At 58.8% G+C, this 20,165-nt stretch carries 23 protein-coding genes; 16 read left to right on the top strand and 7 right to left on the bottom strand.

The genetic code is table 11. The features are described 5' to 3' along the window. The 3 genes from KGB18_RS25900 to yacG are packed head-to-tail and all read left to right on the top strand — an operon-like array spanning window position 1 to window position 1,690. Window positions 1-873, top strand: a complete 873-nt coding sequence (locus KGB18_RS25900; protein WP_123357381.1) for a prepilin peptidase — start codon at window positions 1-3, stop codon at window positions 871-873. Beyond that, window positions 870-1,493 carry a dephospho-CoA kinase gene (coaE, locus tag KGB18_RS25905; protein ID WP_052967650.1) on the top strand — a complete coding sequence of 208 codons (624 nt, stop codon included), beginning with the start codon at window positions 870-872 and terminating at the stop codon, window positions 1,491-1,493. The genes KGB18_RS25900 and coaE overlap by 4 nt, the downstream gene beginning before the upstream one ends. After that, the gene (yacG, locus tag KGB18_RS25910; protein WP_077750267.1) at window positions 1,490-1,690 is read left to right on the top strand and encodes a DNA gyrase inhibitor YacG; all 201 of its coding nucleotides are present in this window, start codon (window positions 1,490-1,492) and stop codon (window positions 1,688-1,690) included. Before coaE ends, yacG begins: the two co-directional genes overlap by 4 nt. Before the next feature lie 9 nt (window positions 1,691-1,699). Here the strand turns inward: yacG and KGB18_RS25915 are convergent, their stop codons facing one another. Both KGB18_RS25915 and KGB18_RS25920 read right to left on the bottom strand, forming a co-directional pair. Continuing rightward, window positions 1,700-1,915, bottom strand: a complete 216-nt coding sequence (locus tag KGB18_RS25915; protein ID WP_007938959.1) for a hypothetical protein — start codon at window positions 1,913-1,915, stop codon at window positions 1,700-1,702. A gap of 63 nt (window positions 1,916-1,978) precedes the next feature. Then, window positions 1,979-2,668: an energy-coupling factor ABC transporter permease gene (locus KGB18_RS25920; RefSeq protein ID WP_201062126.1), complete on the bottom strand. Its 690-nt coding sequence runs from the start codon at window positions 2,666-2,668 to the stop codon at window positions 1,979-1,981. A gap of 247 nt (window positions 2,669-2,915) precedes the next feature. On the opposite strand from KGB18_RS25920, the gene KGB18_RS25925 reads away from it, so the two are divergent. The 4 genes from KGB18_RS25925 (at window position 2,916) to dctM (ending at window position 7,454) form a co-directional block, all read left to right on the top strand. Beyond that, the gene (locus KGB18_RS25925) at window positions 2,916-4,370 is read left to right on the top strand and encodes a TrkH family potassium uptake protein (RefSeq protein WP_201062139.1); all 1,455 of its coding nucleotides are present in this window, start codon (window positions 2,916-2,918) and stop codon (window positions 4,368-4,370) included. A 103-nt stretch (window positions 4,371-4,473) separates the two neighbouring features. Next, complete coding sequence (gene dctP, locus KGB18_RS25930) at window positions 4,474-5,469, top strand: C4-dicarboxylate TRAP substrate-binding protein DctP (protein ID WP_123721423.1); 996 nt, start codon at window positions 4,474-4,476, stop codon at window positions 5,467-5,469. Between the two features lie 72 nt (window positions 5,470-5,541). Next, the gene (locus KGB18_RS25935) at window positions 5,542-6,174 is read left to right on the top strand and encodes a TRAP transporter small permease (protein WP_123721422.1); all 633 of its coding nucleotides are present in this window, start codon (window positions 5,542-5,544) and stop codon (window positions 6,172-6,174) included. Next, window positions 6,171-7,454: a C4-dicarboxylate TRAP transporter large permease protein DctM gene (gene dctM, locus KGB18_RS25940; RefSeq protein WP_123721421.1), complete on the top strand. Its 1,284-nt coding sequence runs from the start codon at window positions 6,171-6,173 to the stop codon at window positions 7,452-7,454. Before KGB18_RS25935 ends, dctM begins: the two co-directional genes overlap by 4 nt. A gap of 8 nt (window positions 7,455-7,462) precedes the next feature. Here the strand turns inward: dctM and KGB18_RS25945 are convergent, their stop codons facing one another. Further along, a complete protein-coding gene (locus KGB18_RS25945; RefSeq protein ID WP_201121369.1) occupies window positions 7,463-8,395 on the bottom strand; it encodes a LysR family transcriptional regulator in 933 nt (310 codons plus the stop codon). A gap of 121 nt (window positions 8,396-8,516) precedes the next feature. Between KGB18_RS25945 and KGB18_RS25950 the strand changes: the two genes are divergently transcribed. Further along, entirely contained in the window at window positions 8,517-8,759 is a 243-nt protein-coding gene (locus KGB18_RS25950; protein WP_123721419.1) for a DUF2790 domain-containing protein, read from the top strand. A 9-nt stretch (window positions 8,760-8,768) separates the two neighbouring features. Here KGB18_RS25950 and KGB18_RS25955 read toward each other — a convergent pair whose 3' ends face one another. From KGB18_RS25955 to KGB18_RS25965, 3 genes are all read right to left on the bottom strand, one after another. After that, window positions 8,769-10,037, bottom strand: a complete 1,269-nt coding sequence (locus KGB18_RS25955; protein WP_223570720.1) for an OprD family porin — start codon at window positions 10,035-10,037, stop codon at window positions 8,769-8,771. Between the two features lie 112 nt (window positions 10,038-10,149). After that, window positions 10,150-11,361 carry a benzoate/H(+) symporter BenE family transporter gene (locus tag KGB18_RS25960; RefSeq protein WP_123721417.1) on the bottom strand — a complete coding sequence of 404 codons (1,212 nt, stop codon included), beginning with the start codon at window positions 11,359-11,361 and terminating at the stop codon, window positions 10,150-10,152. A 3-nt stretch (window positions 11,362-11,364) separates the two neighbouring features. Continuing rightward, entirely contained in the window at window positions 11,365-12,705 is a 1,341-nt protein-coding gene (locus tag KGB18_RS25965; RefSeq protein WP_223570721.1) for an aromatic acid/H+ symport family MFS transporter, read from the bottom strand. A gap of 248 nt (window positions 12,706-12,953) precedes the next feature. Between KGB18_RS25965 and KGB18_RS25970 the strand changes: the two genes are divergently transcribed. From KGB18_RS25970 to KGB18_RS25990, 5 genes are all read left to right on the top strand, one after another. Further along, a complete protein-coding gene (locus KGB18_RS25970) occupies window positions 12,954-13,616 on the top strand; it encodes a hypothetical protein (protein ID WP_123721449.1) in 663 nt (220 codons plus the stop codon). A 229-nt stretch (window positions 13,617-13,845) separates the two neighbouring features. Beyond that, the gene (gene ppk2, locus KGB18_RS25975) at window positions 13,846-14,670 is read left to right on the top strand and encodes a polyphosphate kinase 2 (protein WP_123721415.1); all 825 of its coding nucleotides are present in this window, start codon (window positions 13,846-13,848) and stop codon (window positions 14,668-14,670) included. Between the two features lie 49 nt (window positions 14,671-14,719). Beyond that, window positions 14,720-16,498 (top strand): SulP family inorganic anion transporter, encoded by a 1,779-nt coding sequence (locus KGB18_RS25980; RefSeq protein ID WP_123721414.1) that lies wholly within the window; start codon window positions 14,720-14,722, stop codon window positions 16,496-16,498. A gap of 99 nt (window positions 16,499-16,597) precedes the next feature. Then, window positions 16,598-17,698: an AI-2E family transporter gene (locus tag KGB18_RS25985; RefSeq protein ID WP_123721413.1), complete on the top strand. Its 1,101-nt coding sequence runs from the start codon at window positions 16,598-16,600 to the stop codon at window positions 17,696-17,698. A 22-nt stretch (window positions 17,699-17,720) separates the two neighbouring features. Further along, window positions 17,721-18,167 (top strand): potassium channel family protein, encoded by a 447-nt coding sequence (locus KGB18_RS25990; RefSeq protein WP_123721412.1) that lies wholly within the window; start codon window positions 17,721-17,723, stop codon window positions 18,165-18,167. An 11-nt stretch (window positions 18,168-18,178) separates the two neighbouring features. Here KGB18_RS25990 and KGB18_RS25995 read toward each other — a convergent pair whose 3' ends face one another. Next, window positions 18,179-18,646, bottom strand: a complete 468-nt coding sequence (locus KGB18_RS25995; RefSeq protein ID WP_123721411.1) for an FAD/FMN-containing dehydrogenase — start codon at window positions 18,644-18,646, stop codon at window positions 18,179-18,181. Between the two features lie 118 nt (window positions 18,647-18,764). Here KGB18_RS25995 and KGB18_RS26000 point away from each other — a divergent pair, with 118 nt between their 5' ends. Genes KGB18_RS26000 through KGB18_RS26010 form a run of 3 tightly spaced genes read left to right on the top strand, consistent with a single transcriptional unit; the run spans window position 18,765 to window position 20,140 of the window. Beyond that, window positions 18,765-19,391 (top strand): DUF1780 domain-containing protein, encoded by a 627-nt coding sequence (locus KGB18_RS26000; protein ID WP_052967624.1) that lies wholly within the window; start codon window positions 18,765-18,767, stop codon window positions 19,389-19,391. After that, on the top strand, window positions 19,388-19,915 hold the full coding sequence (locus tag KGB18_RS26005) for an MOSC domain-containing protein (protein ID WP_223570722.1): 528 nt from the start codon (window positions 19,388-19,390) through the stop codon (window positions 19,913-19,915). The genes KGB18_RS26000 and KGB18_RS26005 overlap by 4 nt, the downstream gene beginning before the upstream one ends. Window positions 19,916-19,966: 51 nt before the next feature. After that, a complete protein-coding gene (locus KGB18_RS26010) occupies window positions 19,967-20,140 on the top strand; it encodes a DUF3094 domain-containing protein (protein ID WP_050681443.1) in 174 nt (57 codons plus the stop codon). The last annotated feature ends 25 nt before the right edge of the window (window positions 20,141-20,165 follow it).

Consider the following 20,165-nt stretch of genomic DNA (forward strand, 5'->3'; position numbering starts at 1 on the left):
ATGTCCTTGAACGAATTTCTGAGTCTCAACCCGCTGGCCTTCACGATCACCGCATTGGTGATCGGTTTGCTGATCGGCAGTTTTCTCAACGTGGTGGTCTGGCGCCTGCCGAAAATGCTTGAGCGTGAATGGCGCCTGCAGGCCCATGACGTCCTGGATTTGCCACCCGAAGCCCCCGGCCCGGCTTACAACCTGATACTGCCTCACTCCGAGTGCCCCGACTGCGGCCATCGGATTCGAGCGTGGGAAAACATTCCCGTACTCAGTTATCTGTTTTTACGTGGGCGATGCTCGAACTGCGCGACGCCGATCAGCAAACGTTACCCGCTGACCGAACTGGCCTGCGGCGTGCTGTCGGCGTTCGTCGCCTGGCATTTCGGTTTCGGTTGGCAGGCCTGCATGGTGCTGGTCCTGAGCTGGGGCCTGTTGGCGATGAGCCTGATCGACGCCGAACACCAGCTGTTGCCGGATGTGCTGGTGCTGCCGTTGATATGGCTGGGGTTGATCGTCAACAGTTTCGGGCTCTTCGTGTCACTGCATGACGCGCTCTGGGGCGCGGTGGCCGGCTATATGGCGCTGTGGACGGTGTTCTGGCTGTTCAAGCTGATCACCGGCAAGGACGGCATCGGCTACGGCGACTTCAAGCTCTTGGCGATGCTCGGCGCCTGGGGCGGTTGGCAGATCCTGCCGCTGACCATCCTGCTGTCATCGCTGCTGGGCGCCATCATCGGGGTGATTTTGCTGCGCCTGCGGGACGCAAAAACCTCGACTCCGCTGCCCTTTGGCCCCTATCTGGCCATTGCCGGCTGGATTGCCTTGCTCTGGGGTGGTCAAATAACCGGCTTCTATTGGCAGTTTGTCGGTTTGAAATGAATACCCCTGTGGAAAAACCCTGGATTCTCGGCCTGACCGGCGGCATCGGCAGCGGCAAAAGCGCGGCCGCCCAGCACTTCATCGATCTGGGCGTGCACGTGGTGGACGCCGATCATGCGGCTCGCTGGGTGGTCGAACCCGGTCGCCCGGCACTGGCGAAGATTGCCGAGCACTTTGGCCCCGGCGTGCTGCAAGCTGATGGCCAACTGGATCGGGCGGCGCTGCGCAAGCTGATCTTCGAAGTGCCGGATGAACGCCGCTGGCTCGAAGCGCTGCTGCATCCGCTGATCGCCGAAGAGATCGCCCACCATCTGGCCAAGGCACAATCGCCTTACGCGATTCTGGTTTCGCCGCTGCTGATCGAGTCCGGGCAATACGCCATGACCCAACGGGTTTTGGTGATCGATGCCCCGGAACAGTTACAGATCGAACGCACCCTGCAGCGTGACCAGACCAGCGAACAGCAGGTCCAGGCGATCCTCAAGGCCCAGTCCAGCCGACAGGACCGCGTGAGCCATGCCGACGATGTGGTGGTCAACGACCGCGACCTCGCCTGGCTGCACAGCGAGGTCGAACGCCTGCATCACTTTTACCTTACTTTGCGTGGAGGCCAGTCATGAGCCAAACCCCAACCGTCGATTGCCCAACCTGTGGCGCACCTGTTGAATGGAGCCCCGAAAACAAGTTCCGGCCATTCTGTTCAGACCGTTGCAAACTGATCGACCTGGGCGCCTGGGCGTCGGAAGAACACAAGATTCCGGTGAGCCCGGATGCCGAAGACGAAATGTTCAGCGAAGACTTCGACCCGCGTCACTGATCCCGACCCTCAGGGCCGCATAAAGCCATAGTCCTGGCCCTCGTCGAGGTTCTCGGCGAGAAACCGCAACTCATCGGCCAGGTCTTCGATATTGCGTACCGCCTTGCTCTGCTGCACTACCGCACTGAGCAAGGCGCGCAGGCTCAACCCCGGATCGAAACCCACCTCCTGCGCCACATCCAGACTCTGACGCAACTCCTGCCTCGCCCACTCATACACACTCATACCATTGCTCCTGAAGGTTTTCCAGAGCATGGATTCGGTAACGTTTTTTGGATTTGATGTGGATCAAGATTTGGGATCGTCGTCTTTCCAGGGCGCCGAAAGGTAGCGGGTGCGATTGAACGTCTCCAGCCATTCGGGGCAGAACACCACCAATGCGCTGACCACCATGCCGTTGATAAACGCTTCCGGAAAAATCAGCAGCCATAGATAACCGACAAAATCTTCCAGCCAATAGGGCATGGCGAAACGTTCGTCGTACCACAGCAATGTGAGCGCCAGAATCAGGCACAACAGGGCCGACAACGCGGCGGCAAAAAAGCCGGAACAGAAGATGTACACAAAGGGATTACGCGGCTGCGCGCGCTCGACCAGGATTGCGCAGCACTCGGTGACCAGCACCGGCAGCAGAATCAGCAACGCGCCGTTGACCCCCATGGCCGCCATGTCCTGCCGTCCGAGCAGCACCAATCCCGTTTGCGCGACCAACCCGCCGACAATTGCCAACGGCCAATCCAGCAGTAACGTCACTGCCGTCATGCCGATGAAGTGATAGGACACGCCAGTGTCGAAGTCCCGTCGCACCAGCCAGAGCATGAACAGTGCGAACACCGTGCCGAACAACAGATGCTGACGGCGGCTATCGCTGAACAATTCAACCCAAGGCGTTCGACAGACAGCCCAGATCACTACCGGCACGTAAATCAGCCAGCCAACTGTGAGGCTTTGCGATGACAACAGTTCGGCGCCAATCATGGGCGTGCCTTCTTCGGCGCCTGAGCCCATAAAAGCAAAAGACTGAGCAGCAACACTGTTCTATATTTCACGCGTCTCTCCTGTCGTGATAGCTCTCAGTCTATACCGGCGATTCTGACCGCCCGTGTCGCTCTTTTACCCTGGCGTACAGAAAATCAGGGGCAAAGGAAAAAAGTTACACAAACTTTACGAGACAAAACGACAAGCCGGTCGATACTGCGCGGCGCTAACAAGACAGGCGTTATTTATGTCCATTGCGGTACTGCGGCTTATCGGCTTCATCCTGGGTATTTTTTTGATCACACTGGCAGTGAGCATGGCGATACCAATGCTCACGCTGGTGATCTATGAACGCAACGATGATATGTCGGCCTTTCTGTGGTCGAGTCTGATCACGGCGGTGTCCGGGCTGCTGTTGATCAACAAGGGACGTCCTGAGGACGCTCAGTTGCGCCCCCGCGATATGTACATGCTGACCACTGCCAGTTGGGTAGTCGTCTGCATGTTCGCCGCATTGCCCATGGTCCTGATCCAGCACATCAGCTACACCGACGCGTTTTTTGAAACGATGTCCGGCATCACCACCACCGGATCGACCATCCTGACCGGTCTGGACACCGCCTCTCCCGGATTGCTGATCTGGCGTTCAATGCTGCATTGGCTGGGCGGGATCGGTTTCATCGGCATGGCCGTGGCCATCCTGCCGCTATTGCGGGTCGGGGGCATGCGGCTGTTTCAGACCGAATCATCCGACTGGTCAGAGAAGGTCACACCACGCTCCCACGTAGCCGCCAAATATATTCTTGGGCTGTATATCGGGCTTACCGCTCTTTCCACGCTGGGCCTGTGGATAGCAGGGATGACGCCGTTCGAAGCCATCAACCATGCCATGGCGTTGATTTCCACGGGAGGATTTTCCACCTCCGATGCTTCTCTGGCGCACTGGCCGCAACCGGCCATTCATTGGGTGTCAGTGGTTGTCATGATTTTGGGCAGCCTGCCTTTTACGCTGTATGTGAGCATGTTGCGCGGGAATAAACGGGCCTTGTTCAACGATCATCAGGTACGCGGGTTCATTGGCTTTTTGATCATCACCTGGCTGCTGTTCGGTACATGGTTGTGCTTGCACAGCGAGTACAGCTGGTGGGAAGCGTTTCGGATCGTGGCGGTTAACGTGACGTCGGTGGTCACGACGACCGGCGTGGCGCTGGGGGATTACACGTTATGGGGCAGTTTCTCCGTGTTGCTGTTCTTTTACCTGACCTTTGTCGGCGGCTGCTCCGGCTCCACCGCTGGCGGGCTTAAAATCTTCCGTTTTCAAGTGGCTGGCGCACTGCTCATGGGAAGCCTGAAACAACTGATTCATCCGCGAGCCATCATCCGGAAAAAATACAACAATCACCCTATCGACGAGGATATCGCCCGCTCGCTCCTGACGTTTTCATTCTTTTTCACCATCACCATCGGGGCGATCGCCATGGGCTTGGCGCTCATCGGCCTGGACTGGACCACGGCATTGAGTGGCGCGGCCACTGCCGTCTGCAACGTGGGGCCTGGCCTTGGTTCGATCATTGGCCCGGCAGGCAACTTCTCGACCCTGCCCGATGCCGCCAAATGGCTGCTGACCGTCGGTATGCTGTTGGGAAGGCTGGAAATCCTCACTGTTTTGGTGCTGTTCATCCCGGTTTTCTGGAAATACTAGTCCCAACGACCAATGGTGATTTATTGCCTAGACTCCTCTTGTCCACCGTGCAAATGCGTTCAGACATGAACGGCACGAGAACTAAAACAAGAGGAACATCTAGATGCTCAAATCATTGTGCAACGCAGTCGTCTGCGCACTCGCGCTGGGCGCGTCGAGCCTGGCGCTGGCGGCTGATCCAGTCGTTATCAAGTTTTCTCACGTGGTTGCCGAACAAACGCCTAAAGGCCAAGGCGCCCTGCTGTTCAAGAAACTCGTCGAAGAACGCCTGTCCGGCAAGGTCAAGGTAGAGGTTTATCCAAACTCTTCGCTGTTCGGTGACGGCAAGGAAATGGAGGCGCTGCTGTCGGGCGATGTGCAGATGATTGCGCCGTCGCTGGCCAAGTTCGAGCAATACACACCCAAGCTGCAATTGTTCGATCTGCCGTTCCTGTTCAACGACATCTCGGCAGTCGACCGCTTCCAGCGAAGCCCTGATGGCCAGGGGCTTCTCAAGTCCATGGAAAGCAAGAACATCACCGGTCTGGCCTATTGGCATAACGGCATGAAGCAGTTGTCCGCCAACAAGGCGCTGCGTAAACCGGGCGATGCCCGGGGTTTGAAGTTCCGTGTGCAGGCTTCGGCCGTGCTCGAAGAGCAATTCAAGGCGGTACGCGCCAACCCTCGCAAGATGAGCTTCGCCGAGGTGTATCAGGGCTTGCAGACCGGCGTCGTCAATGGCGCGGAAAACCCTTACTCGAACATCTACAGCCAGAAAATGCACGAAGTGCAGAAGTTCATCACTGAATCCGACCATGGCTTGCTCGATTACATGTTGATCACCAACACCAAGTTCTGGACTGGCCTGCCACCGGATATAAAAACCGAACTGGACAAGATCATCGTCGAGGTCACCGCTCAGGTGAACAAAGATGCTGAGAAACTGAACCAGGATGCCAAACAGAACATCATCAACGCCAAAACCACTGAAATCATCACGCTGACCCCAGAGCAGCGTGGCGAGTGGCGCGAAGCAATGAAACCGGTCTGGAAGAAGTTCGAAGGTGATATCGGTGCCGACCTGATCAAGGCCGCCGAAGCTGCCAACCAGGCTCAGTAATCTGCCGGCGGGCGCCACCCGAAAGGGTGGCCCCTGTTTCATAGGCCGTCACTCGATCGGGAGATGCCACTCATGAATGCCTTACGGCGTATCTGGGATCACTTCGAAGAAGGTTTTATCGTCTTCCTGCTGGCGGCAATGACGCTGGTAACGTTCGTTTACGTCATCCTTAACAACCTCTATAGCGTTTTCTACAGCCTCGCCGAGCAGTGGCAGAGCGCCAGTGAACCCTTGTTCGCCATTGGCGACAGCGTCATGGGAATGGCCCAGGCCATGACATGGAGCATATCGCTGACCAAGGCCTTGTTCGCCTGGTTGATCTTTTTCGGCTTGTCCTATGGCGTGCGCACGGCCGGGCACATTGGTGTCGATGCCTTGGTGAAACTGGCCACCAAACCGGTTCAGCGAATCATTGGCATCATTGCCTGCCTCTGCAGTCTGGTCTATGCGGGCCTGCTCAGCGTCGCCAGTTTCGAATGGATTCAGACGCTGTTCATCGCCGGCATCGGTGCCGAAGACCTCGGTCATTACGGCATCATGCAATGGCACATCGGGCTGATTGTGCCGGTGGGTTTTGCCTTGGTGTTCATCCGCTTTGCCGAGATCCTGGTGCGCATTGTACAAAACCGTCAAACGGGCCTGGGCCTGGCCGACGAGGCCGCGGAGGTGATGAAACTGACCGAGCATGAGGATGACAAGAAATGACTATTCTTTTCCTTTTTGTTGCCCTGTTCGTGCTGATGTTTATCGGCGTACCGATCGCCATTTCCCTTGGCCTGGCCGGTTCGCTGACGATCATCTTTTTCAGCCCTGACTCCGTGCGCTCACTGGCCATCAAGCTGTTCGAGACCTCCGAGCACTACACGTTGCTGGCCATCCCGTTCTTTTTGCTGGCCGGTGCCTTCATGACCACAGGCGGTGTGGCGCGGCGCTTGATCGACTTTGCCAACGCTTGCGTTGGGCATATTCGCGGCGGCCTGGCCATCGCGGCGGTGCTGGCGTGCATGTTGTTCGCGGCGTTGTCCGGCTCAAGCCCCGCGACGGTAGCCGCCGTGGGATCCATCGCCATCGCGGGGATGGTCCGCTCCGGTTATCCACAGGCATTCGGTGCCGGTATTGTGTGCAACGCCGGCACATTGGGCATTCTTATTCCCCCTTCCATCGTGATGGTGGTGTATGCCGCGGCGACGGAAACCTCGGTCGGCAAGCTGTTCATGGCCGGCGTGGTGCCCGGCCTGCTGCTGGGTACAGCGCTGATGGTGGCCATCTACGTCGTTGCCGTCAGGAAAAACCTGCCCGCCATGCCGCGGGCGACCTTTCGTGAATGGTTGAGTGCGGCACGCAAAGCCATTTGGGGCCTGTTGCTGATGGTCATCATCCTGGGCGGCATCTACAGCGGGATGTTCACCCCGACCGAGGCGGCGGCCGTGGCGGCGGTCTACGCGGCATTCGTTGCGCTGTTCGTCTACAAGGACATGTCGTTCCGCGAAACGCCGAAGGTGCTGCTCGAATCCGCCAAGCTGAGCATCATGCTGATGTTTATCATCGCCAATGCCATGCTCTTCGCCCACGTACTGACCACCGAACAATTACCTCAACAAATTACCGCCTGGGTCATCGGCGCGGGCCTCACACCGGTGACATTCCTGCTCGTGGTGAACATCGTGTTATTGGTGGCGGGGGCGTTCATGGAACCCTCGGCAATCATCCTGATCCTGGCGCCGATCATGTTCCCGATCGCCATGAAGTTGGGAATCGACCCGATTCACCTGGGGATCATCATGGTGGTGAACCTGGAGATCGGACTGATTACGCCGCCCGTAGGCCTGAACCTGTTCGTCACCTCGGCGGTGACTGGCATGTCGCTGACCGCCACCATACGTGCAGCAATGCCTTGGCTGATTATCCTGCTGCTGTTCCTGGTATTGATTACTTATGTACCGTGGATTTCTCTGGTCCTGCCTAACTGGCTGGGGATGACGTAACCGGGACCTCAGGCCCAATGCCGCGGATCGTTCATCACCGCGTCATGTTCGGCGAACAGCTTGGGTAATTCGGCCTTGAGAAAGGCCACCCAGGTCCGGACCTTGGCATCGAGAAAACGCCGCGACGGATACAACGCATACACATTGCGTTGACGGGGACGCCAGGCTGGCAGCAGACGCAGTAACGTGCCGTCGCTCAAGGGTCGCGTGGCGGTATAGAACGGAATCAGGCTGATGCCCATGCCGGCCTCTGACGCCTTGACCATCGACTCGGCGACGTTGCATTGAAAGGTCTTGGCCGGGCTGATGACGTGCTCGCCATGCTTGTCCTGAAACACCCATTGATCGCTGTATAACGGGTCGATCATGCGCAAGCATTGATGATCGTTCAGCGCCAGTGGTGTGTCCGGCACGCCACGCCGCTGCAGGTACTCCGGGGAGGCGCAGGGCACGCTGTAAATCTGCCCGATGGCATGGGCGACCAATTGCGAATCGGCCAGTTCGTGGGCAATTGAAATCACCACGTCGTGCCCGTCCTCCAACGGATCCGGATTACGCTGCGACAGGGTCAGCTCGAACACCACATCGGGGTAAAGCTCGCTGTAGCGGGCGATCAACGGCGTGATCAGCACGCCCAGGCCATTCATGCTGTGCACCCGCAACCGTCCACTGGGTTTGAGATGGGCGCCGCGGGCCTCTGCCGTTGCCTCCTCCATTTCTTCGAGTATTTGCCGGCTGCGCAGCAAGAACCGTTCACCGGCCTCGGTCAGGCTCAACCTGCGTGTGGTGCGCTGCAGCAAGCGGGCTTGCACATGCTCCTCCAGATCCGCCACCAATCGCGACACTTGCGCGGTCGACAGGTCCAACGCATCGGCGGCGGCGGTAAAACTTGCGCTGTCCACTACGCGGACGAACACCCGCAAGTTATTGAGCAGATCCATAAGCCCTCCAGGGGCGGTGACTGTTACGTTTCATGTAAGGCTGCATCAGGCGTTGGCCCCTTTATCGGTCGCGGGCAAAGACTAGAATTGAGCCATCGGAATCAACACGGAGTACGGAAAAATGAAAACCTTGATCAGCCTGTTTCTGACCCTCGCCGCCACCTCGGCCCTGGCCGCCGGCAACGAGCGAGCCGCCACCTCGTACAATCCGGCGCAGCCGCTGGACATCGCCAAGGTGGTTTCCGTGACGAACACCGCAACCGCCTGCGGGGTTGTGCCTGCGACCATGGAGTATGTCGATCATCAGGGCCAGAGCCATCGCGTGACGTACGAAGTCATGGGTGACTGCACCACGGATCTGTGACCGCGGGGCTCATAACAGCTTCCAGGTGTAACTGAGGATCAGGCGGTTTTCGTCGATATCGCTGCGGTAGTTGGAGCGCGCCATGACGTTGCGCACGCGGATGCCGAGGCCTTTGAGACTGCCGCTCTGCAACACATAGCCGATATCCAGATCGCGCTCGCGGTCTTTGCCTTCAAAGCCCTTGCCGGTGTCGACGTTATTGCCGGTGATGTAGCGCACGGTGCTGGTCAGGCCGGGCATGCCGAGGACCGCGAAGTCGTAGTCGTAGCGCGCCTGCCAGGAACGTTCGTCGGTGTAGGCGAACTCGTAGGTCGGCACTTCATTGCCCAGTGGCGAGATGTTGGCAAAGACTCGCGGGAAGGCGCTGTCGCCGAACATGCCCTGATAGCCGACATAAAACGTGTGGCCGCCACGCTTGGCCGACAGCAAAGAGAAGAACGCCTGGTTGTCGATATTGCCCAGCAACTTTTTGCCGTCTTCGCGCGAATCGTAGTAGCCAAGGTTGGCGCCCAGGGTCCAGTCGCCCATCGGCTCGCTGTGCTTGAAACCGAGAAAACGCTGGTTGTAGATATCTTCCAGTTGCCCGAACCAGGCACTGACCGAACTGCGTTTGTCATTGAAGGCGTAATCGGCGCCAGCAAAGTTGAAACCATCGCTGCTGACCTGACGCTGCGGAACATGACCAAGCATGGCTTGCATCTTTTCATCGCCGGCCTCGTTGCGCAGGCTGGTCGAATTCAAGTGGCCGCCTTGCAAGGTCAGGCCATCGATCTCATTGGAGCTGATGCTCGCTCCCTGATAGCTGGGCGGCAGCAGGCGGATATCGCTGAAGGCCAACACTGGCAGATTGGGTTGCAACTCACCCACTTTCAGCTCGGTTTTGGAGTAACGCATCTTCAGCGCACCTTCCAGACGGCTGTAATCATTTGCCGCGCGACCATCATCGTGCACCGGCAGCAAACCGGTATTGACCCGGTCCGGGCTGCTGTCGAGTTTGAGCCCGAGCAGGCCGATGACATCCACACCAAAACCGACCGGGCCTTGGGTATAACCGGATTTGACGTTGAGGATGAAGCCTTGCGCCCACTCTTCGGCCTTCGACTGTTGATTGGCCCCGACGATGTCGGAAAAGTCCCGGCTGAAGTAATAATTGCGCGCTTGCAAGGTGGCCGTGGTGTCTTCGATGAAGCCGCCCTCCGCGGCCATCACGCCACTGGAAAAACCCGAGACGACCGCCAGGGACAACACTGAACCGGTTGCTGGAAGAATCTGTTTCATCGCTGTTCTCTTATTGTTATTGATCGACAGGTTGAAGTGCTCCACCCGTGGCGGATTCGCCGCGGGGGATGGTGAAAACGGATAAGGATCGGGGTTGCGATTACTTACTCGGTCAGCGCACCACCTCCTGCGCAGGGGTGGCTTGAGTCGCCGGTGCGGGACGCCGGGCACTCAACAGCACGTGCGTGACCATGCCGAAAATCAGCCCCCAAAAAGCGGCGGACAAACCAAACAGCGACATGCCCGAGGCGGTGGTGAGAAAGGTCACCAGCGCGGCTTCGCGATCACTCGGCACGGCCATTGCGCCGGCCAACGCCCCGGCTATCGCCGCGAACAGCGCCAGCCCGGCCAGGGCTGCGATCAGTTCCTTGGGGAACGCCGAAAACAACGAAACCAGCGTGGCACCGAAGATCCCCAGCAGCAGGTAACACAGCCCGCCCACGACCCCGGCCACATAGCGTTTGCGCGGGTTTTCATGGGCCTCGCGACCGGTACAAATGGCCGCGGTAATCGCCGCCAGATTCAACCCGTGACAACCGAACGGTGCCAACAGCGCAGTGCCCAACGCGCTGCTGGCGATGATCGGGCCGGCCGGCGTTGGGTAGCCGCTGGCACGCAGCACCGCCATGCCGGGAACAAACTGGCCGGTCAGCGCCACCATCACCAGCGGCAAAGCGACATTCAGGATCGCGCTCAGGCTGAACGCGGGGGTGATCCATACTGGCGTGGCCAAGCCGATCACCAGTGCTTCGCGGTGCAAATCACCGGAGAGAAACGCAATCGAACAGCCCACCAGCAGCACCATCAACACCGCATAACGTGGCATCACCCGCTTGCACATCAGGTACGTGGCAAACATCGCCAACACCAATATCGGCTTGCCTTGCAGCGATACAAACAACCCGGTGCCGAAGCTGAACAGAATCCCTGCCAACATCGCCGCCGCAATCGCCGCGGGCAGTTTGCCGATGATCCGGTCAAACGCCCCCGACACGCCGACCAGGAAAATAATCAGGCTGCTGACCAGATAAGCGCCCACCGCCTCCGGCATGGAGATTCCCGGCAACAGTGCCACCAGCAACGCCGAGCCCGGCGCCGACCACGCGATGATTACCGGGACGCGATAACGCAAGCTCAAACCGATGCCGAGCACGGCGCTGCCGATGGAGATTGCCCAGACCCAGGATGACAGCACTTCCCGCGAGAGCTGCGCGGTCTCGGCGGCCTGAAAGATGATCACCAAGGGGCCGGCGTAGGAAATCACTGTGGCGATAAATCCGGCGACGGCGGCTGACAGGGAAAAGTCCTGGAATAGAGCTTTCATGACTCAAGCACCGGTCGGTGACAGCGCTCGGCTGACACCAGCGCTACGCCGGCTGCTGATGGCGAACACGGTCATGGCGAGGGCGGCCAGCGCACCGGGCAAGGCAAACGCCATGAAGTTCAGTTGCAGCGGCAAGCTGATCCCGAGCAAGGCACCGCCCAGCAGTGGACCAACGATCGCGCCGTTGCGCCCGATGCCCGACGCCCAACCCAAACCGGTGGAGCGAATGGTCATGGAGTAGAACTGCGCGGCGCAGGCGTACAACAGAATCTGCGAGCCTATGGTGGTGGCGCCGGCAAGGGCAATCAGCAGGTACAACACCGGCATCGGACTGTTGAAGCCCAGCAAGGTGATCGATACCGCAGCCACGACGAAGAACACCGCCAGCACACGCGGCAGGTTGAGCTTGTCCCCCAGCACGCCACCGCCGACCGCGCCGAAAATGGCGCCGAAATTGAGCACCAGCAGGAACGACAGACTCGAGCCCAGACTGTAACCGGAGTTGGCCATCAGTTTCGGCAGCCAGGAACTCAAGGCGTAGACCATCAGCAAGCAGCAGAAAAATGCCAGCCAGAGCATCAGCGTGCGCAGCGCACGGCCCTCGCGGAAAAGTTGCAACACCGGGGTGCCGGTGCCCTTCACTTCGCTCATGTGCAACTGATCGCTGGCGAGTGCAACGTAAGCCGGGTCAACCCGCTCCAGAACGTTGCGCGCCTCTTCATTGCGCCCCTGACGCAGCATGAAACCCACCGACTCGGGCAGGAAATACATGATCAACGGCAACAGCAGCAACGGCAGCACCGCCACGTAAAACACTGACTGCCAGCCGAAACTCGGGATCAGCACGATGCCGAGCCCCGCCGAGAGCATGCCGCCCACCGAGTAGCCACTGAACATGATCGCCACCAGCGTGCTGCGGATTTTCTTCGGCGCGTACTCGTTCATCAGCGCCACGACATTGGGCATCACCCCGCCAATGCCCAGCCCGGCAATGAACCGGCAGAGACCAAACTCGGTGGGGTTACGGGCAAAACCATTGAGCACGGTAAAACCGCTGAACAGCATCACGCAGATCGTGATGGCTTTTTTGCGGCCGATCTTGTCCGACAGCGGGCCGAAAAACAGTGCGCCGAACATCATCCCGAACAGGGCATAACTTCCCAGCGCGCCGGCTTGCAGGGGACTGAGCCCCCACTCTTTCATCAGCATCGGCAACACCACGCCGTAGATCACCAAATCGTATCCGTCGAAGATGATGATCAGGGCGCACCAGAACAGCACCATCCAGTGAAAGCGGTTGAATCGAGCGTTGTCGATAACCTCATGTACGTTGATCTTGCGCATGGCATCTATCTCTTGTTGTTGTTTTTTTAAGAGTCGGTAACGCGGCTAACGTCCGTACAGCCGAGGGTAGAGACGCCGGGCACGGGGCAATAGCCGCTTTGCGCAGATCGCTATCCATTTTGTGCAACGCCCTGAACCGGGAGATGGAGATTCACCTGCCTACGAGGCGGCAATATCGTTTCTAACTACACTGAAATGGGGCTGGAGAAGTCCCTTTGAAAAATCGCCCCGGCAGCGAGGTTGGGTGCATGCAAAACACTGGAGAACAAAAGCGGGCACGTGTGCTCAATCCGATCGAGCGTGCCACGGAGGTGATCTTCGGTCTGCTCATGGCGATGACCTTCACCGGAACGATCAGCGTGGCGACGGCAGGCCAGGAGGCGGAGCGAACGATGATGCTCGCCGCGCTCGGCTGCAACCTCGCCTGGGGACTCGCGGACGCGATGATGTATCTCCTGCGCACCCTGATTGAGCGAACGCGTAGCCACACGCTACTCACAAATTTGTGCGCCGGGGTGGATGCGACCACCGGGCATGCGCTGATTGCTGAGGCGTTACCGCCGCGTCTCGCGGGAGCGGCCGGCACCGAGGGGCTGGAATTGCTGCGCCGCCGCCTGGTCGAGTCCTCGGACATCCCGGTAAAGCCGCGCCTCGGCTGGGATGATTTCAAGGGTGCAATCGGCGTTTTCCTATTGGTAGTGTCTTCGACATTCCCGCTCGTGGTGCCCTTCCTGTTGCTTGATCAGACGGGGCCGGCAATACGCGCGTCTAACCTGATCGGACTCGCAGTGCTGTTCATAGCCGGTTGGATGCTTGCGCGATACGCAGGCGCAAAACCGTGGCAAGGCGCAGTTGTGGTGGCAGTCATCGGCGCGATGCTGATTATCGCGATCATCGCGCTCGGCGGATGAAAAGCGAATAGCAACCGTCATGCTCCAAGAGCCTGTAGCAACCCTGTAGAGGGCAGATTCATGGACTAGACTCACGCGGTTGGTGATGGAGTTAAACGTCAAGAGCAGAGGGGCCGTCCACGACGGACGCCAGTTTTGCTCGAAGCAATGCGCAATCTGCAGGCTGATAGCGGCACCTTCAGGGTCTATCTATCGGCAGTCAGCGACTGGCATAGGTGAGGCTTGGGTCATGGCAAAGGACAAGAAGAAACCCCCTGTTAAAAGTAACTCCGCTGAACCGTTGAAACTGAAGAACAAAGACTATCTTGAGCAGTTGCGCCTACTGCATGTCGAAATGGTCAAGTTACAGGAATGGGTGAAACAGAAAGGCATCAAGATTTGTATCGTCTTCGAGGGGCGCGACGGTGCCGGCAAGGGCGGCACAATCAAGGCGCTCACCGAGAGGGTGAGTCCGCGTGTCTTTCGGGTGGTGGCGCTACCTGCACCGACCGATCGCGAGAAGAGCCAGATGTATATACAGCGCTACCTGGCGCACATGCCAGCGGCTGGCGAAGTGGTGATCTTCGATCGCAGTTGGTACAACCGCGCAGGGGTCGAGCGTGTGATGGGGTTTTGTACCGATGAGCAGGTGACCCGCTTCCTGAGCCTGGCCCCCCTCATGGAACGCATGATGGTCGACTCGGGCGTAATGCTGTTCAAGTATTGGCTGGAAGTCAGCGAAGAGGAACAGACCCGTCGGCTCGAGGCACGGATCAAGGATGGCCGTAAAATCTGGAAACTGACGCCAATGGATCTCAAGTCATACAGCCGCTGGTATGACTACTCGCGCGCACGTGACGACATGTTCAAGGCGACCGACACCGATCATGCTCCGTGGCTTGTGGCCAACTCGAACGACAAGAAGCGGGCCCGCCTCAACATCATCTCTGATTTGCTCAGCCGCATTCCGTACAAGAATGTACCGCGCGAGAAGGTGATTTTGCCCAAACGGCAGAAATCAGGCGGCTATCGTGAACCGAATTATCCGCTGCGGCGAATTCCAGAAAAGTTCTGACCGGCACCTTCAAGCGGATCTGCGCTGTACACCAAAGGGCCACAGTCCTATGAGCCATTCGGATGCTTCTCCTCCCGTCCCGGAACCGGGTCGGATTGCCCATCGGGATACCGGCGACGCCGCCGGTTGGAGCCGCTGGCTGCCGGGGCTGCGCACACTACGTGGATACAAAATCGCCTGGTTGCGGCACGACCTCGTGGCCGGACTGGTGCTGACCACGATGCTGGTGCCTGTCGGCATCGCCTACGCAGTGGCATCGGGCGTACCCGGCATCTATGGCCTTTACGCGACCATCGTTCCGCTGCTTGCATATGCGCTGTTCGGCCCCAGCCGGATTCTGGTGCTGGGGCCGGATTCCTCGCTGGCGGCCGTTATTCTCGCCGTCGTGCTGCCACTGTCCGGCGGCGACCCCCATCGTGCAATCGCCCTTGCGAGCATGATGGCGATCGTATCGGGGGTGGTGTGCATCCTGGCCGGCATAGCGCGCCTGGGCTTTATCACGGAGCTGCTTTCCAAACCGATCCGCTACGGGTACATGAACGGGATCGCGTTGACGGTATTGATCAGTCAACTGCCCAAGTTTTTCGGTTTTTCGATTGAATCCGACGGCCCGCTGAGAAACCTGTGGGCGATCGCTACAGCAGTAATGGAGGGGAAAACCAACTGGACCGCGTTCATGGTCGGCGCAGGTACCTTGGCCGTGATTCTGCTGCTCAAGGGCAACAAGCGCATTCCGGGCATTCTGATCGCCGTGGCGGGAGCGACCGTCGCCGTGGGTGTGCTGGACCTTGCAGCGCAAGCTGGAGTGTCAGTCCTGGGTTCTCTTCCACAAGGCTTGCCTGCATTCGCCATCCCCTGGATCACTCGCGCCGATATCGTCCCTGTCCTGATCGGCGGTTTTGCCGTTGCCCTGGTTTCGTTCGCCGATACCAGCGTGCTCTCGCGTGTCTATGCGGCGCGGACCCGTACCTATGTCGACCCGAACCAGGAAATGGTGGGCCTCGGCGTCGCCAACCTGGCCGCCGGATTTTTTCAGGGTTTTGCAATCAGCAGCAGTTCGTCACGTACGCCCGTGGCCGAGGCTGCAGGCGCCAAAACCCAGCTGACCGGAGTCATCGGCGCGCTTGCGGTTGCCTTACTGCTGGTGGTGGCGCCGGATCTGTTGAAGGATTTACCCACCAGCGCACTGGCGGCGGTGGTGATCGCCTCCGCCATCGGCCTGATCGAGGTCACCGACCTGCGACGAATTTATCGAATCCAGCGTTGGGAGTTCTGGCTGTCGATCGTCTGCACCATCGGCGTGGCCGTGCTGGGGGCGATTGAAGGCATCGGCCTGGCCATCGTGATCGCCGTCATCGAATTTCTGTGGGATGGCTGGCGTCCTTACTCTGCCGTTCTGGGACGCGCGGAAGGCGTGAAGGGTTATCACGACATCAAGCGCTATCCCGACGCGCGCCTTGTACCCGGCCTCGTACTGTTTCGCTGGGATGCGCCGTTGTTTTTCGCCAACGCCGAGTTGTTCCACGACCGAGTGCTCGACGCCGTGGCGGCATCGCCTACGCCAGTGCGCTGGTTGGTCGTTGCGGCGGAACCCGTCACCAGCGTGGACGTGACCTCCGCCGACATGTTGGCGGAGCTGGACGAAACCTTGCACGCGGCGGGTATCAAGTTATGCGTGGCCGAGATGAAGGATCCGGTCAAGGACAAGCTGAAGCGATTCGGACTTTTCGCGCGACTTGGCGAAACGGCGTTCTTTCCAACAATAGGCACTGCAGTCGACAGCTATCTGATGATTCATCCGGTGGATTGGGAGGACCAGGATCACTGAGTGGCATCGAAGATACCCGCGACCAGCACGCAGATTGCCAGCCCGTCTATGCTGGACTTACCGAACGCAGCCTTTGTCACTCTCTACTGGAGGTAATCAATGGTTCCCACGCCCATGCTCGAAAAGATTTTTTCCCGGGATCTGCTCGATGTGCTGATTCGTGCCGGAGTGATTACCGTTCTGGTGATGTTCTGTTTTCAGATATTCAGCCCGTTCCTCGACCTGATGCTGTGGTCGGTGATCCTGGCAATCACCCTCTACCCCTTGCAAGTCAGGTTCAAAGGCAAGCTGGGGAACAAAGACGGGCTCACCGCGACGCTGATCGTATTGATCGCCATCAGTATTCTTATCGTGCCTGTTTATTTGTTGGGAGCCTCGCTTGCGGATTCCGTGGAGAGGGTTATGACTATGGTCAAAACCGACAGTTTCCATTTTCCGCCACCGTCCGATGCGGTAGCTGGCTGGCCACTCGTGGGGAAACCTCTTCATAGCTTATGGACACAAGCCGTCACTGACCTGCCCGATCTGGCACAGAAGTTCATGCCGCAGATCAAAGGTGTCAGCCTCTCCCTGCTGAGCAAGCTTGCGGGTGTCGGCATGGGGCTCCTTTTATTCATCGTCGCCCTGATTATTGCCGGTATTTTTTTAGCGTATGGCGAAAGCGGTCACCGCAGCGCGGTGCAAATCGTTTCGCGCTTCAGCGGTCCGATCAACGGGCCGAAAATCGCCGACCTGTGCACCGCCACCATCCGGGCAGTGGCGTTGGGGGTGGTCGGCATCGCCTTCATCCAGATGCTGTTGGTGGGCATCGGCTTTGTGCTCATGGGCGTCCCCGGCGCCGGTCTTCTCGCCTTGGCGGTGCTGCTTCTTGGCATCATGCAATTACCGGCGACCCTGATTACTCTTCCAGTCATCGTCTTTGTTTTCATGAGCGAAGGTGCCAGTACGGCGACCATTGTGTTTTCCATCTATGTCTTCATCGCAGGATTGGTCGATAACGTCCTCAAACCACTGTTGCTAGGTCGTGGTGTCGATGTACCGATGCCTGTGGTGCTGATCGGTGCCTTGGGCGGCATGGTCACGGGCGGTATCCTCGGCTTGTTTATCGGCCCGGTGATACTCGCGGTCGGCTATCAGCTGTTCTGGGAATGGGTGGATCAAGTACAAGAACCGGGGCCAGACAACCAGGGGCAGACCTGACACAGCGGCCGAGGATATTCCCATGCTGTTGAATCTACTGGTCGGTCTTCCCGTAATGTTGTTCTGCCTGCTGATGCAAGCCGTTTTCGTCACCATATGCCTGCGTCAATACGTGCATTTCAGGCATTCCAAACCGCCTGAAACGCAATGGCTGAATATCCTGTTGTTGTCGATGGTGATGCTGCTGATGTTGCTGAGTAATTTCGTGCAGATCGCCATCTGGGCCACGCTGTTCATGCTGCTCGATGAGTTCGACGAATTCGCCATCGCGCTGTATCACTCGGCGGTCAACTTCGCCACGCTGGGCTACGGCGACATCATCATGTCCTCTCGCTGGCGTCTGCTTGGCCCATTGGAGGCCGCCAACGGAATCCTGATGTTTGGTGTCTCCACCGCGGTGATGACCGCTGCGGTGATGGATGTCATAAAGCACAACATGGACAGGCTAAAGCCGCGTGAACGCCCATAGGCATGCGCCGATCATGGCAGGGCCTTCTCCAGCGCCTCACGCAATTGTGCCGCCGTGGCGTATTCGTGCTGCTCCACCAATTGGCCGTCCTTGAGCTGCAGCCACAGCACTTTATCCACGGCCCCGGGGTAGCGCGGCGCCACGCGACCATCACGGTCAAGCATCACTCGATAGGAATAATCGCGCATAGCCGGTACTGCGAACATTTTCGCGATTAGCCGAGGCATGCGCTGAATGTCCGCGACAAATACCGCGTGCCGAGCCTCCAGGTAGCCCTTGGGCTGGTCCTGCAGAGCGGCGCCGACCAATTTGGCGGCGTCCATGCTGCGCGCCACCAGCAGCGTTTGAGTCTGGTTCTCGAGCGTGAAAGCCTGATCGAACTGATCAAGTAAGGTCCAGGGCGTCAGGCGCTCGCCAACCTCCAGCGCCTGGGCCCAAAGAGGCAGAAGACTGAGCAATAACACCGGCCAATATTTCAAGTTCTACTCCTTGTTCGAGCGCATATGCGTAATGGCCAGCAGTCTACACCACCCGTTCCGAGTGCTCAGTGCGTTTCACGCTTTCTGCTTGTCGCAAATGAACGCTAAGCTTGGACCTATGGATGACTCAGATTATTTACGCCTGCTGACCATTGCGGCCGAGCAAGCCAACACGTTCCTGTCCAATGCCCGCAAATGGGAGCGTGAGCGTTGGGTTTGCCAGCGCCTGCTGCAAGGCCTGAACATTCCCTATCGCGCCGACGAATTTGCCCCCGCCGGGGAGCCGCCGGACGTGTTGTTCCGCGACGCGAATTTCGAGGTGTTTTTCGTGCTCGACGAAGGCCGGCGCCTCAACGACGAATGGCGCGACGAGCTGCAACGTCGGCGCAGCGCGTTTTCCCTGAGCCAGCTGGTGCGCCGCGAGGCCAAGCCCCGGCGCATCCCGGCCAATGAATTTCTGCTGAGACTGGCGCCGACCTTGCGTAAAAAAGCCCACAACTACCAAGAGCGCGGCATGGACTTGGGGGAGCTGGACATCATCGCCTTCGCCAGCCTCAAGCGCGAAGTGCTGGACCTCAACAGCCACTTTCCGCCGCCTACCGAATACTTGCGTCAGGGCTGGCGCTCGTTGTCGCTGGTTGGCCCGACTTTCGCCCGAGTGTTATTCGCCCATCCGGATGCCCCGGATTTCTTGCGCAGCAATCTGGGTCGCAGCATTGTTTTCGATGTCGGAATCAGCCTGTGAGCCCATTGCAGGAGCTGATCGCCGAAGTACCGCAACAGGGCCGTGTCCGCTGGATCGGTGTGCGGCCGAAATCCCGCTCGCCGATGATCGAACTCGATGCCGTAGAAGCGCGGCTCGAGGCCGGGTTGACCGGTGATCATGCCCGGCCCGGCGTGCGCAATGCGCGGCAGGTGACGTTGATTCAGTGGGAACACCTGGCCGTAATCAATTCGCTGATGGGCCGCCCGGACGATCAACCGGTGCGACCTCAGGATCTGCGGCGCAATATCGTCGTCAGCGGCATCAACCTGTTCAGCCTCAAAGGTCGGCGTTTCAGGATCGGCCAGGCGATTTTTGAAACCAGCGGCTGGTGCCAGCCCTGCGCACGTCTCGAAAACAACCTCGGCCCCGGGACCTTTCAGGCCGTTCGCGGACATGGTGGAATCACTGCCCGAGTGTTACAAAGTGGCATCATTCGCCTGGACGACAGGGTGAATGTCGAGCCGATTCCGGACAGCGGCTATGCTCCGTTCAACCCAGGATAAAAGCCCTGTAGCTTCTAAACATTCAGCAACGTCTATCTGACGAGGCCCAATATGACCAGCCGCCTGAACCCGGACGACCAAAAGCATGTCGAAGAGTACCTGCGCCTGTCCCAGCACCAAGTCGAGCGCCGGCCTTTCCGGCCGTGGATGCTCCTGGTGCTGGTGTTGGCAGTGACCATTGGTCTAGGCCTGTTGAGCCGACTTATCAGTTACCTGACGCTATGAGCTGCATCGCGCTCGCTCGGGTAAC

The organism is Pseudomonas sp. BF-R-26 (assembly GCF_019947395.1).
Taxonomy (GTDB): Bacteria; Pseudomonadota; Gammaproteobacteria; order Pseudomonadales; family Pseudomonadaceae; genus Aquipseudomonas; species Aquipseudomonas farris.

Excerpts from the sequence above, each read along its gene's own strand:
- KGB18_RS25950 (WP_123721419.1), top strand. The coding sequence starts at position 8,517 with ATGAAAACCTTGATCAGCCTGTTTCTGACCCTCGCCGCCACCTCGGCC.
- KGB18_RS25985 (WP_123721413.1), top strand. The coding sequence starts at position 16,598 with ATGGTTCCCACGCCCATGCTCGAAAAGATTTTTTCCCGGGATCTGCTC.
- ppk2 (WP_123721415.1), top strand. The coding sequence starts at position 13,846 with ATGGCAAAGGACAAGAAGAAACCCCCTGTTAAAAGTAACTCCGCTGAA.
- KGB18_RS25990 (WP_123721412.1), top strand. The coding sequence starts at position 17,721 with ATGCTGTTGAATCTACTGGTCGGTCTTCCCGTAATGTTGTTCTGCCTG.
- KGB18_RS26000 (WP_052967624.1), top strand. The coding sequence starts at position 18,765 with ATGGATGACTCAGATTATTTACGCCTGCTGACCATTGCGGCCGAGCAA.
- KGB18_RS25955 (WP_223570720.1), bottom strand. The coding sequence starts at position 10,037 with ATGAAACAGATTCTTCCAGCAACCGGTTCAGTGTTGTCCCTGGCGGTC.
- KGB18_RS25945 (WP_201121369.1), bottom strand. The coding sequence starts at position 8,395 with ATGGATCTGCTCAATAACTTGCGGGTGTTCGTCCGCGTAGTGGACAGC.
- coaE (WP_052967650.1), top strand. The coding sequence starts at position 870 with ATGAATACCCCTGTGGAAAAACCCTGGATTCTCGGCCTGACCGGCGGC.
- KGB18_RS25900 (WP_123357381.1), top strand. The coding sequence starts at position 1 with ATGTCCTTGAACGAATTTCTGAGTCTCAACCCGCTGGCCTTCACGATC.
- KGB18_RS25935 (WP_123721422.1), top strand. The coding sequence starts at position 5,542 with ATGAATGCCTTACGGCGTATCTGGGATCACTTCGAAGAAGGTTTTATC.
- yacG (WP_077750267.1), top strand. The coding sequence starts at position 1,490 with ATGAGCCAAACCCCAACCGTCGATTGCCCAACCTGTGGCGCACCTGTT.
- KGB18_RS25920 (WP_201062126.1), bottom strand. The coding sequence starts at position 2,668 with ATGATTGGCGCCGAACTGTTGTCATCGCAAAGCCTCACAGTTGGCTGG.
- dctP (WP_123721423.1), top strand. The coding sequence starts at position 4,474 with ATGCTCAAATCATTGTGCAACGCAGTCGTCTGCGCACTCGCGCTGGGC.
- KGB18_RS25915 (WP_007938959.1), bottom strand. The coding sequence starts at position 1,915 with ATGAGTGTGTATGAGTGGGCGAGGCAGGAGTTGCGTCAGAGTCTGGAT.
- KGB18_RS25965 (WP_223570721.1), bottom strand. The coding sequence starts at position 12,705 with ATGCGCAAGATCAACGTACATGAGGTTATCGACAACGCTCGATTCAAC.
- KGB18_RS25925 (WP_201062139.1), top strand. The coding sequence starts at position 2,916 with ATGTCCATTGCGGTACTGCGGCTTATCGGCTTCATCCTGGGTATTTTT.
- KGB18_RS26010 (WP_050681443.1), top strand. The coding sequence starts at position 19,967 with ATGACCAGCCGCCTGAACCCGGACGACCAAAAGCATGTCGAAGAGTAC.
- KGB18_RS25970 (WP_123721449.1), top strand. The coding sequence starts at position 12,954 with ATGCAAAACACTGGAGAACAAAAGCGGGCACGTGTGCTCAATCCGATC.
- KGB18_RS25960 (WP_123721417.1), bottom strand. The coding sequence starts at position 11,361 with ATGAAAGCTCTATTCCAGGACTTTTCCCTGTCAGCCGCCGTCGCCGGA.
- dctM (WP_123721421.1), top strand. The coding sequence starts at position 6,171 with ATGACTATTCTTTTCCTTTTTGTTGCCCTGTTCGTGCTGATGTTTATC.
- KGB18_RS25980 (WP_123721414.1), top strand. The coding sequence starts at position 14,720 with ATGAGCCATTCGGATGCTTCTCCTCCCGTCCCGGAACCGGGTCGGATT.